Source organism: Pseudoroseomonas cervicalis ATCC 49957 (assembly GCF_000164635.1).
In the GTDB taxonomy this organism is placed as follows: domain Bacteria; phylum Pseudomonadota; class Alphaproteobacteria; order Acetobacterales; family Acetobacteraceae; genus Pseudoroseomonas; species Pseudoroseomonas cervicalis.
Genome location: NZ_GG770891.1, coordinates 1 through 1,413 on the forward strand (window position 1 = coordinate 1; position 1,413 = coordinate 1,413).

Consider the following 1,413-nt stretch of genomic DNA (forward strand, 5'->3'; position numbering starts at 1 on the left):
GCCGCCGCCGCCCACGCCGCCCGCCTCGCGGCCCACCGGGCCGCGCTCCGGCCGCAACGAGATGAGATTGGACAGGATGCACCGCCGTTCCCTGCTGGCCTCCGCGCTGGCCACCCCCTTCGCCATCGCCCTGGCCGGCCCGGCCCGGGCCGAGATCGACATCAACCGCGCCGCCAGCTTCATCGAGAGCACCGGGCAGCAGCTGGTCGGCGTGATCAACGCCGCCGGGCAGCCGGTGGCGCAGCGCCGCCAGCGTGTGGCCGCCGTGCTGCGCCAGGCGGTGGATGTCGAGGGCGTCGGCCGCTTCATCCTGGGCCGCTGGTGGCGCACCGCCTCCCCGGCCGAGCAGCAGGAATACATGAAGCTGTTCGAGGAGACGCTGATCCGCAACCTCTCCGCCCGCTTCGGCGAGTATGAAGGGGTGCGCTTCAGCCTGGGCCGCAGCCAGCAGCGCACCGAGGACGACGTGCTGGTCAACACCATCATCGAGCGCCCGAACAGCGCCGCCTTCAGCCTGGACTGGCGGGTGGGCGATGTCGGCGGCCAGCCCAAGGTGGTGGATGTGATCGCCGAGGGCACCTCGCTCCGCCTGACCCAGCGCAGCGAGTATTCGGCGGTGATCAGCCGCAATGGCGGCCGCGTCGCCGCGCTGCTGGACGCCATGCGCGGCCAGATCGCCGCCCTGGCGGCGCGCGAAGGCCGCTGAGGCGCCGCCCGCCGGCGGCATCGGGCACCGGGCCGGGGCGGCAGCGCCCCGGCCTTTTTTCATGCGCCCCTTTTTTCATGAACCTGGGCCGGGTTCAGCGCCGCTCCAGCCGCAGATACAGGCGGTGGCCGTCGAGGCTGGGGAACACCCGGGCGGCGGCCAGCTCGGCGGCCGGCGGCACCGACACCAGCCGGGCCAGTTCCTCGGCCTGGCGCCAGGCCGGGCGCCAGCCGAGATAGGCCTCCAGCCAGGCGGCCTCGGCGGGGGCCGGGCCGGCGCTGCCCAGCAGCAGCGAGCCGCCCGGCTTCAGCACGGCGAAGGCGGCATCCACCAGCCCGGCCGCGGCGCGCGGACAGGCTGGCAGCTCGGCCAGGGTGATCAGGTCGAAGCAGCCGCGCAGGAAGGGCCGGCGGGTGAAATAGGGCAGGCCGCAGCGCAGCGCGCGCAGCGGCAGGCCGGGCGGGGCCTCGCGCCGGGCGCGCGACAGCGCCTCGACATCGCTGTCCTGCATCACCCAGCGGGCGATGCCGCGGCCATGCGCGACCAGCTCCGCCTCGCGCAGATGGCCGGCGGAGAGGGAGAGGATCTCCGCCTGCGGCCGCCGCTCCGCCACCGCGTCGATGACGCGCGCCAGGAAGCGGGTCTGCGCGCGCAGCGCGGCGGGGTAGCCCAGCTCCCGCGTCGCCGCCGCCAGGTCGCGCCCGGCC

The 1,413-nt window shown here is 75.4% G+C and carries 2 protein-coding genes; one reads left to right on the plus strand and one right to left on the minus strand.

Translation table 11 applies throughout. The annotated features are described in order from the left end of the window. The first annotated feature begins 76 nt into the window (after window positions 1-76). Complete coding sequence (locus HMPREF0731_RS20045; protein WP_051014837.1) at window positions 77-706, plus strand: MlaC/ttg2D family ABC transporter substrate-binding protein; 630 nt, start codon at window positions 77-79, stop codon at window positions 704-706. A gap of 94 nt (window positions 707-800) precedes the next feature. On the opposite strand, the gene HMPREF0731_RS20050 is transcribed toward HMPREF0731_RS20045, so the two are convergent. After that, window positions 801-1,413, minus strand: a 613-nt coding sequence (locus tag HMPREF0731_RS20050; protein ID WP_040614200.1) for a hypothetical protein, incomplete at its 5' end; no start/stop codon positions are given.